This is a genomic window from Pleionea litopenaei (assembly GCF_031198435.1).
GTDB classification, from domain to species: domain Bacteria; phylum Pseudomonadota; class Gammaproteobacteria; order Enterobacterales; family Kangiellaceae; genus Pleionea; species Pleionea litopenaei.
In genome coordinates this window covers 4251596-4265288 of sequence record NZ_CP133548.1, presented here as the reverse complement: position 1 = coordinate 4265288, position 13693 = coordinate 4251596, and the positions used below count along the sequence as shown (strand labels likewise).

Genomic DNA, 13693 nt, shown 5'->3' with positions numbered 1-13693 from the left:
CACCTTCTAGGAATTTGAGCGTATAAAAGTTAATTATAAAATATTGACTAAAGTCTTTGATTAATCAAGTTTTTTCGAAGCGTTATCGCTTTTTACTCGATCACCGGAACCTTTTCCAATGGCAGTTAAGAGTATATATTTGAAGTAAGTCAAGACACTTAAACTCTTTAACATTTCGGCGTCAGTCTTAGCTAGAAGCTCTGGTTTTGACATATCAATCTCCATGATTTGGGCCAAACCCGTGATACCTGGTCTAAAAGAGTATATATTTAACTCGTCGCGACAGGTTATTAATTCTGCTTGAGTCGGCAAATTTGGTCTCGGGCCGACCAAACTCATATCACCCTTCAATACATTCCACAATTGAGGTAATTCATCCAGCTTTGAGCGACGCAAAAAATTACCAAATTTAGTAATTGAAGCAGAGTTTGCTAAATGAGTTGCCACTGAAGCAGTACCAACTCTCATAGTCCGAAATTTAACCAAGGTAAACTCCCTTTTCCCTAGTCCTATTCTCGTTTGCATAAAAATCGGACTTTTTGTATCGAAGTAGCCAATAATCGCAATCAACAACATTAGAGGAAGTCCAAAGACTAACCCAAACAGAGAGAAAACTATGTCAAAAAATCTAATCGCTATGACATTAAGCATGAGGACACCGCTATGCGCTATTACTGAAAAATGACTGCATGGTTGGGTGTGATGGCTTCCAACCTGATAGTCGATACAGTTTGGAACAATCAAATTGATAATTTCCAAACAATGAGTCATACAATTTCGATTTCCCCAGCATCTTTAGAAAAATTTTAAAGAGTGCTACAGGTAATGGAATATACAACACTTTTTGATTACTCAATCTTTGATAATAATTAAGAATATCCGAAGTATTATACTCAATATCGTCGGACACTAAAAACATCTCGTGTCCGGTATTTTTACGACTGATTATGTGAATCATCAGTTCACATAAAGACTCGACACTGATCAACCTACGCTTATTCGTATTCGCTTTAAACGGAACGACTCTTATTTTCGAAACTAGCTTACTCAATATCAATAAATTGCCTTTAGGCTCTTGACCATAAACCAATGAACTCCTAAGAACGACACAAGAAAAGCTTCGTGACTCGCAAAACTCTTGAAACTTAGCTTCGGTTTCAAGCTTATAAATTGCCATTCGAGTAACTGGTTGTGGCTGGCTATCTTCATTACAGCTTGGTGATAGTGATGTTCCCATAACATTAGAGCTACTTAGGTAGACCAGACTTCTGGTACTGTTCTTTGTGAGAAAGCGCAAAAACTTTTCTCGATATTCGTTGGCAATTTCTAGTTCTATTTGTAATTCTTCGTTATCTGGCTTATGGGCAGGCTCTGAAAGATAATAGCTAGTTGAAAACATTCGATCCGTAGTTTGCTCTAGCATATCCCAACTAACCCACTCTACTCGCTCAGATGAGTTCTTATTATCGAGATAGCGAGTAACCGCTAAAACTGATTCGTTCGTATTCAACAAAATATAGTTAATTAAATTTTGACCAATAAAGCCGGAAGCTCCCGTTACTAAAATCACAAGGATAACTCTGCCTTAGAGCCTAGTTCAGAAACGATTATTTCATTCACTTTCTCTACATCAAACTTGTTAACAGCCACTTCTCTGCTGGCTTTTCCAAATTTATTGACGGTGCTAAGATCATCAACAAGCTTATACATCGCTTGATACAAGGATTCACTATCTCCAACCTTGGTTAAATATCCGTTTACACCATCTTCCACTGTTTCTTTGCAACCTGGTGCATCAGTCGTAACGACAGCCATCGACATACTCATTGCTTCTAACGTGGATTTTGGAGTTCCTTCTCGATATGACGGCAGTACAAACACGTTATGTTGTCTATATACCGATGCCATGTCTTTGATAACACCTAAATAATCTATAACATTGTTCGCTCTTAAAGAATCCAACTCCGACTTTTTTAAGCTTAAAGGGTTATCATCCAAAGCACCCGCAACGCTAACGACTACATTAGGGAAGTTTTGCTTTATCTTTTTAGTCGCCTCGATAAGCTCATAGATACCTTTATCCTTTAATAATCTACCCACAAACAGAAAGCGAACTTCTTTTAACTGTCGATCATTCACAACGAAGACTTTAGTATTAACCCCTGAACCATTAATTACTTTAATATTCGATGCAGTCCGTTTAACAAGTCCTTTATCTTTAAAAAGTGCAAGGTCATCTTTATTTTGAAAAAAAATCAATGAATTCACACTTAACGCTAACTTATATTGAATACTTATCAAGATTCTTAACAACCTTGCTTTAATCCCTTTCGATGTAAAAACAAAGCCGATTCCCGTTATGTTTGAAGAAATAACAGGAACTCTTTTTATCCATGCCGCTAAAGATCCGTAGATTGTTGGCTTAATCGTGTAATTCAAAACCACAAATGGTTTAACCGACTTAATTATTTTGAGCAGCCCGAAAAACAAAGCTGTTTCAGATAGCGGATTAACGCCAGATCGAGAGAGCGACAACTCAAAAAACTTTATTCCCGCTTTTGTAAATTCACTTTCTACATTATCACTTTGCATTAGAGAGCATTTTTTGGGGCAAGCGACAACAAGGTTGCAGTTCATATCTTGAAGTTTTTGAATTAGCTCTTTCCGGAAATTTAAAATCGTAAAAGCCGAATTTGCCACTAACAAGACTGTTTTCCCACCCAACGACATTATTAAATCCCCATTGGAGAAAAGTCTACGCCAGGATAAAACTTCGTATAACCCTTTACTTTTGACTTCAGCTCATCAGACAACTGATCTCCGCGTCCAATAATACCCTTATTTTGTCTTGTATTCTTCTTCTTACCTTTTTCAATCGAAGTCTCTATTCGCTCTTTACTTATACTAACATCACAAAAATCCAATACTTTAGACACGGTTTCTACTGGATTATTTTTGAGTTCTTCATACGTTACGAGTTTAACTTTCTCTTCTTGAAAATGTCTCGAGAAATACCAACTGCAATAAAAATTAAAGTACCAAGGGGTAACGAGTTCTACCAAATACTCATATCGGCTCGATTCGTCTAGTTGATCCCAACACTCTTGATTCATATAACCACTCGGAAAGGTAGGGCCTTCCTTTTGAATGTGATCATAGAAGCTAACAATGGTATCGTAGATATTTCTAGTTTGTAGAATAACTTTGGAGCCCATAGCATCTATTATACTTCCTGTATAATCACTGTAGCGACAATGTAAGTGAGGAGAAAACAAGTCACCTTTTACACCAGCAGCTAATATGGTAGAAAGATCAACTTCTTGCTCTCTATTGCCAAACGCAGGAACGAGCTTTACCGTTTTCCATTTTAGTAAATCTTGTATAATTCTAGACAACCAAGTAGAACCTGATTTGGGAGAGCAAACTAACCAAATATGCCGCTCTACATTTTTCTCCAGATAGCCGAAAACATACTTGCTTGAATGAATTTTTTGATAATCTTTTTTAAACATAAAATCTCTTATTTATCATTACTTTTAATGAACAACATTTTTTTTATTGCAGCTTTTTCACTTTGGCTCATGAGCAATGGGGTAAGCGATACTAAAATGATACTGGCAATCATAAAAACAATAGACTGTTTAACAATAAAATCATCTATAACCGCCAACACAACTCCGACGACTATAAGATAAGACATTAAGACTACATTTTCTAACTTTAGCCTAAACCCCATATTGGCTTTACAATATAGGAAATAAACCGCCGAAAACAAAATAGGGCTAACCATATGCTTTAGCATCCATCCATACAAGCCATACTTATTAACAAATACAAAGGTCACGACTATATCTAAAGTCAAATAGAAAAACCTGAAGAATCCGTGTTGTACTATTCTTCCAGTTGACGCCATAGACTGTGACATCACTGAAAACCAAATAGTAAATACTAAACCCAGTAAATGAAAAGGCAGATACTTTCCTGCTTCCAAATAGCTTGAGGTATACAAAACCGTTATATATATCTCTTTAAAAGAAACACCTATAAAAAGCACAGGGATTAATGCTAAAGTTGAGATACGCAACCCGTGATTAAGGAGGGTTGAAATATCGCTACTATTTTTACTTTCACATAGTTTAGAGTACAAAAATGTTGTCACAGAAGGTATTAGAAAACCAGTCAACATACTCGAGAGCATTATAACTGGAGCATAAACTCCTATCGCCTCAATACCTAGCTCACTAACTACAATTGATCTGCAGACAAACTCGCTAATTATGATGTAAACACCAATTGTCATACCAAAAATAGAGAAAGATAATAGTTCTCTAAAGTTATCTTTAGAAACCTTAGATAATATTATCGACTTAAGTCTCAAGTTAAATTTCCTTCGGTATTGACTAACCAACACCATGTTTATAATAAAAATTATTAAATTACTAACCAATATTGAGACTACAGCACCATCAACTCCGTAAAGTATGATTAAAGGAATAATGTGCAAGGCATTGATCAGGCAACTATAAACTCTACCTTTAGCAATACTCTTCATATCGCTAAAGCCACGTAAAATCGATAGTGGAATACTGTTCAAAACCAAAATAGGTAGACTAATAAGCGCAATCAATACAAACTTAGTATACAAAGTATCACCAAACATTAACCTAGCGATATCACTGTAAAATAAAAGCACTAATGAACTCGACAATAGAGTAAAAACAAAACTTAAAATCAAATAACCTTTTAATAATTCTGAAATGATTCTGCCAGCATCTTCGTTTTGATTAGACTCAGCAACTTGCTTAGTCAAACCGTCGCTTATCTTTAGAAGAGTGAACTGTGATAGTCGTTCTGATAATATAGCTGACTGATTAAAAACACCTAGCTCTGAGACAGTTAAGTAAAGTGCACTTAATTTAACTCTAACAAGTGATACTAAAACTTCTACAAGTCTAGCTAAGCCTATTATTGTTGTAGCCTTGACCAAGGCTTTATAGCTACTCATCGAAATTAATAGCCTTTTTTAACTTCGCGGGGACACCGATATAAATAGAATTAGGAAGACAACTCTTATTAACCAAAGAGTTTGCGCCAATCAAACTATTAGCATCAATCTCGACTCCTGAAAGAACGGTGGAAACGGCACCTATGTAAACATTATCCTGTATCACTACGGGGGCATGGTATGCTTGATAATACTTTGACAGCTCACTTTTGGTCATATCAATATGTGTTAAGAAAGTCGTGCGCATTGAAATCACCACACCGTTTCCAATACTAACCCTATCTCTTAAATCAAAAAAACATTCTTTTCCAATATGACAATTATCACCGATCGTAAGATTACGAAAGTCTTTGCAGTTATGAAACATTATGCCATAACCGATATCAACATTTTCACCAATTTTTGCACCAAAACTTCTTAAAACATTCACTAACAATCTTTCGTCTAGTAAAGTGATCATTCGACAGACATACTTAAAGCCTAATACTTTGGAAAATATCTTCAGCCTTATCAGCACAAAAACAAACCAGATATTAGCAAACAGTTGCTTTAGAACATTCTTCATATTTATCTTTTTCAACTAAGTAAAAAATGGAGTAAAAGATACTAAGTAATATAAAAGCAATACTCACTTCCATTACCAAAGTATTAAGTAGACCTACCAATATTAGTGCAACACCAAAACAAAAAATATAAATTCGTTCCTCTGCCCTAACTAACCTATATAGTTTAAGCGGAAAGTACAAAAGCACATAAACTACTAATGACCCCAGAAAAAAGCCCCATTGTGCATATTTGTCTAAGATATCTGAATGATGGCCAATCTTAGAACCAAACTCGAGCACTCCCGTCACTGGGTATTCGAAAAATGAGTTTAAACTAAGCATATAAGCATCAGAACGGCTAGAGACAGCTCCTGTTTCTTGACCATCTCCTCCACTAGCGACAATCAAATCAATAATTTTTGCTTGATAGCGAGTTCCTTCAAATAGATCCACTAGAATATATATATCATTAGCCACATCAGTTAATGAAACAATCCCTAACATCGTTAATGTTACTGTAAACAACAGGTATGGATTAAATATTATCCTTTTAAAGTATATAAACCCTATGACACAGAAACTTATTGCTAAAGCTATCGTGTATTGCGCTCTAATCAGCATAAAAAGCGTTACAAGCACATTAATAAATACTGTAATAGTAAGAAAGCTAATCCTTTCTGAACTGTAAATCTTCTTTAAAAACAATAGTAATATTGGCAGCATTACTACATTGGCATAAATAACTCCATACCCACCAATTCCAGACCCTGCTAATTGACGAGAAACGTCATTACTCTTTGACAATAAGCGTGCGGTGTTATGATCAACTCCTAAAGCTTTAATTGTAATCACAGCCGTAGTAATGTTCGCAATTAAAACCACATAAAATAAATTCCTTGCCGTTCGACTATCAGCTTCTGCTATCTGACTAGCGATTACGATAAACATTAGGAGCACGGAAAAATGCAAGTGCCTCAAATGATAGGCGGAACTAGAGAACGCATAATTACTTATATTAATAAATAGAATTAAGAAAAAGATAAGCAGCGAAAAGTACCTAACTTTTGAACTCTTATTAACAACCGTCTCTAAAAATACAATAAACAAGTAAGAAAGAAGCCCACCAAAAGCAAGCGCTCTTCCAACTAAACTAAAAGATAACGCGGGAAGCAAACACCATAAGATGAAAGGTATTAATAAATAATATTTATATTTTGTTAAACTTAAGCTCAAGACTCAATCACCAAGAATTACTTGCAATATTCTTTCTTCATTTTTAATACTGTAATTTTTAACGTACTTCTCGTAAGCTGAATTAGATACATCAAAATAATTCAAATCGATTATCTTCTTTATTTTTAAGCTGATCTCATCACTATCAAAATCTACAGTATACCCATCGATTGTATCGGTTATAATTTCATCTATCCCTTCGAGATTAGATGCAATAGGAACTGTCTTACATGCCATTGCCTCAATCACTGGGCGAGGAAAGTGAGGAGTTGTTGCTGGATAAAGTAAATATTTCGACTGTTTGATAAAAGTAAGAGCTTCATTCTGAATACCTAATACATAGACATTATCAAATCGACTCAGTTCTCTGAGAGAGTCTTCATCATAGTAACCCAATAAACAAAATGTTTTGTTATTGAGAGATTTGATTAGATTAAGTACATAACGAAAACCTTTAATTTCGGACCGGCCTCCTAAATACACAAAGTCATATTTTCTATCTATCGAGTTTTCATTCTCGTTGGACATATCGACATAGTTAGGAATTATCTCGAACTTAGAATTTATATTTAGCTGATTATAGTTGTGCTCACTTAAAAATATCGTCCTATCAGCAGCTTTTTCTATTAAAGACTTTATAAGTTTATTTCGAATCCCAAAATGACCGTGTGAAATTGACTCGCGAACATGCATTATTGTTTTCTTGTTGAACCACTTAGCTGCTATTAGCCAATCTGTTAAAACTGAAGAATTCATGTAAACAACATTTGGTTTTATTCGGTATAGCCAATATGGAGCGATAAAAAACAAAGTAAGAAACCAAGATATGAATTGTAATGCAATTATCGGAAACTCATAAATCCTATACCATCTAGAAGTATGACTAAAATATCTAGTCGGAAAACCAACCACTTCATAAGGAATACCTTCGTATAACTTTAAAGCATCCGATCTTTTTAAAAACAAGATTTTTACATCCACTCCATTTCTGATGAGTCGTCTAGCAATATATGACATACTCTTTGGAGCACCACCAATACCTACTCCATGGTGAATCATTAAAACTCTTTTACTAAAACCAGTATTATCCATAGATGCCTTAAAAACTTATTCAAATCTTCTTTGCAATATATTCTGTTGACGAAGAATACTTTTTTACCTAATCCATAAAATCTTAAGTTATCATAGAATAGAAAATCGAATAGCCATATACAGATAAGGAGAATAATCAAAGCAAGTAGATGTCTTGCAGCTGCTTTTTTAAAAAATTTCTAGAAGACAAAACATACCAGGGTTTTACTGCCTTATCTTATAAGGTTGTAATTTAGTATCCTTTAATTACATCATTACAACACCTTCTTTACTACCTAAAAAATTCTATTCCCGCTTGGAAAATATCATACTTAATTCTGGAATCGCTCTCTGACCATCAATTTCACTTCTGTACTCTAGGCTCACATCAATTCCAGCATATTAATCTACAGTGCTAAAAAACTTATAATTTTAGATATGTATTGTCTAATGTCGAAACTCTCTATAGCGCCTTCTCTCGATCGACTTCTTAAACCTAACGCCCCTTCTTCACCAAGCTGTATAGCTTTATTTAATGCCTTAACAATGGCAGTATCACTTTCGTTATCAACTACGATCCCATTTACGCCATCAACTAAATACTCTTTTAAATCGCTTGTAAGGTTGGTAATTACTGGAGTGCCAAGAGCCAAGCTTTCAACAAATTTTGTTGGAAACCCTGCCTTTGAATATCTTTTGTCCGATCGAACAAAAATAGTGTAATGACAGTGGCTAATTCGCTCTACCGCTTCACTGTGAGACACCCTGCCGTAACAGTGTATATTACTCGGTAGCTTGGTTATGCCTTGACTTTTAAAAATTTCAAATTTCAATACGTCATCTTCGGTAAGGCCAATAAGGTTCAGACAAATTTTATCTCGAGCTTCTTCCAACTGGAAAAGAGCAGAGACAATATTTTCTAGATAATCTTTGTGACCAGGACTACCAGCATACCCTAAATGAACTTTCCCGCGCTTGTTTAAGTTAAGCTGATAGGGAGTTAGCTCAGTATCTAAAGTAGGAGGTACTCTTACAGTATTACATTTTCTATCTTGATAGTACTTTTCTAAATAGCTACTTATTGCAATGACATTTTTTGTTTTCGGAAGTAGCCATCGCATAGCTAGCTCTATATTCCAATAATAAGGGTTCAGAATGCCGTGAATACGCGATGGAGGGTCATACCATTCAACTGCATCAAAAATCAATTTGACATTATTTCTCTTACACCACTTTAAAAGTCGCAGTAAATACGGCGAATATCCACTATATAAAATTACCGCTTCTGGCTTAACCTCCAAATCATCCAACCATTCAACAGTAACTTTACCCATAGAGAGATATTTTAAGTACTTAAGCAATTTTGGTAAGTTTTCACCCGTCCGCTCATTTAAGTATTTTACTCGAATGTTTTCACTAAGCTCATAATCAGTACAGCCTTCGCTTAAATCACCTGTTCCGATAATAACTTGGTACCCAGCATCTTCGATTGACCTAGACACACCTAGAATTCTACGAGCCGCGGCACCACCATTAGGAAAGGAAAATGGTCCTACATAAGCAATATATTTGTTATGACTCACGCCATACAACTCTTTTAATATAATCAGTATAGCTATGAAGAATGCGTACTACTTTGTCAGAAACATTGGGCATAGAGTAGTCGTAAACTTGTCTCAAATTCCGTTCATCTCCAGTTTTCTGATCCTTTAAGATAGCTAATCCTTGAAGTATTCTATTCTTATTGAGCCCCACCATCATCACGGCAGCTTCCTCCATTCCTTCCGGTCGCTCATGAGCTTCACGAATATTTAACGCAGGAAAATTTAAAATAGAAGATTCTTCATTAATGGTTCCAGAATCAGATAGTACGGCAGAAGAATTAATCTGCAAATGATTGTAATCTATGAACCCAAGTGGTTTTAAGAACTTTATGTTCGAATGAAATTTTAAGTTAAGTTTATCTAATTTATTTCTAGTTCTTGGGTGTGTTGATACGATCACTGGCTTATCGAAGGTTTCTGCAATTGTATTTAAGCTATCAACTAAATTTAAAAAGTTCTTATCCGACTCTATATTTTCTTCTCTGTGAGCACTCACAACAAAATACTCATTCTTTTCAAGATCCAGAGTCTCTAATATTTTTGACTGAGCAATATCGTCACGGTAGCTATTTAAAACTTCAAACATTGGACTACCAGTCTTAATTACCAAGTCAGGAGGTAAGCCTTCTCTTAACAAATACTCTCGCGCGATGGAGCTATAGGTCAAGTTTACATCAGCTGTATGATCAACAATTCGTCGGTTTATTTCTTCTGGAACACGTTGATCAAAACAACGATTCCCCGCCTCCATATGAAAAACAGGAATTTTTCTTCGCTTAGCCGGCACGACAGCCATACAACTGTTAGTATCGCCTAGTACTAACAAGCACTCAGGCTTCTCTGTTTCAAGTACCTTATCAACTTCGATAATGACTTTTCCAATCGTCTCTGCGCCATTACTACCGGCTGCATTCAGAAAGTAATCTGGTTTTCGAATTTTTAACTCATCAAAGAAAATTTGATTTAATTCGTAGTCATAGTTTTGCCCTGTGTGTACGATGATATGTTCGCAATAATCATCAAGACGACGCATAACTTTAGCCAGTCTTATAATTTCTGGCCGCGTTCCTACCACCGTCACAACTTTAAGCTTGTCACTCATACTTTACTCGCTACAGTATCAGGTTTATTTCTATCGAAAATTTCATTTGCCCATAGTAAAACGATCATATCGTCACTGCCAATATTTGTGATGTCATGACTCCATCCAGGAATAGTCTCAACAACTTGAGGTTTTTCTGAGCTTACCTCTAGATAGTATTTTTCACCGGTAACCATATGACGAAATCCAAATCGAGCTTGACCACTCACCACTATAAACTTTTCATTTTTGGTGTGATGATAATGGCCGCCTCGAGTTACACCCGGACCAGCAGTAAAGAATGAAAACTGTCCACTATCTTTAGTTTTCACTAATTCAGCGAACATTCCTCTCTCATCGCCATATAACGGAACACCATAGCTAAAGTCATGAGTAGGATAATAACTAAGAAACGTGGCATAGAGAGCTCGATTAAAACCATTGCCAACTGACTCAGTAACTAATGTTTTACGACTGTCTTTGAATTTACGAATGGCGTCTGCGACTTCACCTACCGTGCTCGAATATACAATCGAAGGTGATAAGCTTTTATAACCTTGCAATTTTTCTAAAGAGCTCATATTTTGACTAAAATCATCCAACAAATCATCAATATAAGTTAAGTTAACTTTTGCGTCTGAATCATGGATAGTAATATCAATATTATTCGCGATATTATTACAGAAGGTAGCCACAAACGAATTGTAGTTAGGCTGACACCACTTACCAAAGATATTAGGCAGTCGATAATTTAAAATCGGATTTAAATTGCTCTCGCTCAACTCTTCTAACAATGCTTCTGCGGCAGCTTTACTTTTTCCGTAATCGTTATCTAACTCAGCTTGTATCGAAGATGTAAACACGACTGTCGCTCGAGAGCTTGTTTCTTTCAATGCTTTACATAATTCTTCAGTTAACTGCGTATTACCTTGATAAAACTCTTCGTTGTCCAAAGGTCTATTTACGCCGGCTAAGTGAAAAATAATATCAATATCTTTTACCAAACTTTTTAGTGAGGAGGTATCATCTTCACGACCAAAAGTAACCGCCTCAATCTCTTGTTCAGCCAACTTCAGCATAAGATTCTTGCCTATGAATCCTTTATGCCCGGTAACTAACGCTTTCATTCTAATCTTTCTCTGATATATCTTTATTTACAATATCTAGCTTCATTAGAAGCTCTGACATTTCTTTAACGCTCAACCTTTTTGTATTATGAGAATTATAGTCTTCTGATTGCGAAATACTTCCCTCACCAATATCAACAAACTTACTATAATTAAGATCTCTTAAATCTGGAGGCACTCGAAAAAAGTCTCCAAGATCTTCAGCGGCACACATTTCTTCACGACTCAATAAAGTTTCGTATAACTTCTCCCCATGACGAGTGCCTATAATATTGACTTGATGCTCTGGTGCACGCATTAGTCCTTTTATGCTTTCGACAAGAACCTCTAAAGTGGCAGCAGGCGCTTTTTGAACGAACAAGTCACCATTGTTGGCATTCTCGAAAGCAAACAGAACTAGCTCAACTGCATCTTCTAACGTCATCATAAATCGCGTCATAAGCGGATCGGTAATAGTGAGTGGCTTACCCGCTTTAATTTGCTCTAAAAAAAGCGGAATAACCGAGCCACGAGACGCCATCACGTTTCCATAGCGCGTACCACAAATTGTGGTTACGCTATCATCAGCCATTCGGGATTTGGCAACCATGACTTTTTCCATCATTGCTTTTGAAATTCCCATCGCATTTATCGGATATGCCGCTTTATCGGTGCTCAAACATACTACTTTTTTCACGCTATTTTGAATGCACGCCTCTAATACGTTATCGGTTCCAATAATATTTGTTTTGACTGCTTCCATGGGATGAAATTCACATGAGGGTACTTGCTTCAATGCGGCCGCATGAAATAAATAATCAACGCCACGTGTAGCATTTGATACTGCAGAAAGATCTCTTACATCACCGATATAAAACTTAAGCTTCGGACTCAGATATTTTAATCGCATATCTTCTTGTTTTTTCTCATCACGAGAAAAAATTCTTATTTCGCCTATATCGGTATCTAGAAAACGTTTTAAAACAGCGTTTCCAAAAGAGCCGGTACCACCTGTAATCATTAAAACTTTATTTTCAAACATTACTTTACTCAAATTAATCGCTTCAATACGCGCATTTTTAAAATGGATTGTAACCGTTATCTTTAAACTTAATTTCTCGCCAAACTTTAAAGTGACGCCAAGCAACGTACACCGCTTTAATGCTATTGAAGTTTCCTTTTCTGAATAAGAACAAATAAATCTTCTTAAGCATCATTCTAATTATCCATTTTGAAACAAACTGTTCCTTTTTACCTTCTGGTAAATGAAGTACAGCAAGCTTCAATGTTGCCATAGTAGTCCAGTACTCTATTCTTGGTGATTTCTTGTTCCCATCACAAGTCGACGCACCACCTTCATGCCAAAGCTTTGCGTTAGGTGTATAAATGAGCTTATATCCAGCCTTCTTTGCTCTCAATGCAAACTCATTTTGTTCTCCGTAAAGAAAAAAGTATTCGGAGTAACCACCTATTTCTTCATATAAAGCTTTCGGGAACATCCAATAGATATCATCAAGCATGCCCATTTCCATTTCAGAGTCATACTGACCAATATCTTTTTCATCACGATTTTTAACGATAGATACTTGATTAATCCCGCCTTCAGGATCTTCTCGCTGACCGATATACTGTAAACTATCTTCTGTGCCGTAATTATAGACCTTTCCAGATACAATGATTTTGTTACCGTGTCGCTTGCAGGTTTCTACAAAAGTTCCCATTGACTCTTGAGCTATCAAGGTGTCATTGTTCATTATTAAAAAATACTCGGGACTAGCTTTTGACGAAAGTGCCAATCCTAGATTAACGCCTCCAACGTACCCTAAATTCGTATCACTCCTAACAAGATTAACTTTGTCGTACTCTTTAAAACTATCAACAAGCGAACTGTAAATCTCGTCTCTAGAGCAATTATCAATAATGACTATCTCGAAGTTTGAGTAATTTGAATTTAAAATCGACTGTACACACTTTATCGTATATTCCAGTTGATTATAGTTAACTAATATTACTGAAACTTTTTGCTCTTCATTCATAACTTCACCGTG

General features: G+C 35.8%; 13 protein-coding genes. All 13 read right to left on the bottom strand.

Annotated features, from left to right (window positions below; all coding sequences use genetic code 11):
* Nucleotides 1–60: 60 nt before the first annotated feature.
* The 13 genes from Q9312_RS18970 to Q9312_RS18910 all read right to left on the bottom strand — a co-directional run bounded on the left by Q9312_RS18970 (nt 61) and on the right by Q9312_RS18910 (nt 13681).
* On the bottom strand, nt 61–651 hold the full coding sequence (locus Q9312_RS18970; protein ID WP_309202432.1) for a sugar transferase: 591 nt from the start codon (nt 649–651) through the stop codon (nt 61–63).
* Nucleotides 652–661: 10 nt separating this feature from the next.
* Nucleotides 662–1570 (bottom strand): NAD-dependent epimerase/dehydratase family protein, encoded by a 909-nt coding sequence (locus Q9312_RS18965; protein WP_309202431.1) that lies wholly within the window; start codon nt 1568–1570, stop codon nt 662–664.
* A complete protein-coding gene (locus tag Q9312_RS18960; protein WP_309202430.1) occupies nt 1567–2730 on the bottom strand; it encodes a glycosyltransferase family 4 protein in 1164 nt (387 codons plus the stop codon). Before Q9312_RS18960 ends, Q9312_RS18965 begins: the two co-directional genes overlap by 4 nt.
* 2 nt (nt 2731–2732) lie before the next feature.
* Nucleotides 2733–3512: a sulfotransferase domain-containing protein gene (locus Q9312_RS18955; RefSeq protein WP_309202429.1), complete on the bottom strand. Its 780-nt coding sequence runs from the start codon at nt 3510–3512 to the stop codon at nt 2733–2735.
* Between the two features lie 8 nt (nt 3513–3520).
* Complete coding sequence (locus Q9312_RS18950; RefSeq protein WP_309202428.1) at nt 3521–5005, bottom strand: oligosaccharide flippase family protein; 1485 nt, start codon at nt 5003–5005, stop codon at nt 3521–3523.
* A complete protein-coding gene (locus Q9312_RS18945) occupies nt 4998–5570 on the bottom strand; it encodes an acyltransferase (RefSeq protein WP_309202427.1) in 573 nt (190 codons plus the stop codon). Before Q9312_RS18945 ends, Q9312_RS18950 begins: the two co-directional genes overlap by 8 nt.
* Entirely contained in the window at nt 5539–6498 is a 960-nt protein-coding gene (locus Q9312_RS18940; RefSeq protein ID WP_309202426.1) for a hypothetical protein, read from the bottom strand. Before Q9312_RS18940 ends, Q9312_RS18945 begins: the two co-directional genes overlap by 32 nt.
* Before the next feature lie 288 nt (nt 6499–6786).
* Nucleotides 6787–7875, bottom strand: a complete 1089-nt coding sequence (locus tag Q9312_RS18935; RefSeq protein ID WP_309202425.1) for a glycosyltransferase family 4 protein — start codon at nt 7873–7875, stop codon at nt 6787–6789.
* Nucleotides 7876–8261: 386 nt separating this feature from the next.
* Nucleotides 8262–9437, bottom strand: a complete 1176-nt coding sequence (locus Q9312_RS18930) for a glycosyltransferase (RefSeq protein ID WP_309202424.1) — start codon at nt 9435–9437, stop codon at nt 8262–8264.
* On the bottom strand, nt 9427–10560 hold the full coding sequence (gene wecB, locus Q9312_RS18925) for a non-hydrolyzing UDP-N-acetylglucosamine 2-epimerase (RefSeq protein WP_309202423.1): 1134 nt from the start codon (nt 10558–10560) through the stop codon (nt 9427–9429). Before wecB ends, Q9312_RS18930 begins: the two co-directional genes overlap by 11 nt.
* The gene (gene wbjC / locus Q9312_RS18920; protein ID WP_309202422.1) at nt 10557–11666 is read right to left on the bottom strand and encodes a UDP-2-acetamido-2,6-beta-L-arabino-hexul-4-ose reductase; all 1110 of its coding nucleotides are present in this window, start codon (nt 11664–11666) and stop codon (nt 10557–10559) included. The genes wecB and wbjC overlap by 4 nt, the downstream gene beginning before the upstream one ends.
* A gap of 1 nt (nt 11667) precedes the next feature.
* On the bottom strand, nt 11668–12792 hold the full coding sequence (locus Q9312_RS18915) for a polysaccharide biosynthesis protein (protein ID WP_309202421.1): 1125 nt from the start codon (nt 12790–12792) through the stop codon (nt 11668–11670).
* Nucleotides 12725–13681 carry a glycosyltransferase family 2 protein gene (locus Q9312_RS18910; RefSeq protein WP_309202420.1) on the bottom strand — a complete coding sequence of 319 codons (957 nt, stop codon included), beginning with the start codon at nt 13679–13681 and terminating at the stop codon, nt 12725–12727. The genes Q9312_RS18915 and Q9312_RS18910 overlap by 68 nt, the downstream gene beginning before the upstream one ends.
* Between the last annotated feature and the right edge of the window lie 12 nt (nt 13682–13693).